Raw genomic sequence first — 436 nt, forward strand, 5'->3', positions numbered from 1 at the left:
GTTATTTACGTTTGGAGATGGATATTCCAACAATTTCGCCATAACCTTAGGTTTAACCAGGGATAACACTTTTAGCAATCCCATCTTCCCTATGGGAGGTTCAAAATTTGAGGTAGTTGCAAAGGTTACCCCTCCTTATTCCCTGTTCAATGACGTTGACTACGCCAATCTTGCAGACCAGAGAGAATTCCAGTTGGAGAATGAATTTGGAGTGCTAAGCCAGGGAGGATATAACAGCCAGGGGCGTTTAGTACCTACCAGGCCTCTTAGACCGGGAGAAACTCCCATTGGAGATCCTGCAAAGATCGACCAGGAAAAGTACAAGTGGCTTGAATTCTACAAGATCAAGTTCAACGGAACATGGTATAACACGCTTTACAATTTTGGAGGCAGCAACAGCATAGTGCTAAGGACTCACGCAGAATACGGGTTCCTT

At 44.5% G+C, this 436-nt stretch carries 1 pseudogene; it reads left to right on the forward strand.

Features of this window, described 5'->3' with window-relative positions:
- Nucleotides 1-436: pseudogene (locus HC175_RS18920) on the forward strand (outer membrane protein assembly factor BamA); the annotation flags it as partial.

Source organism: Salinimicrobium oceani (assembly GCF_012037645.1).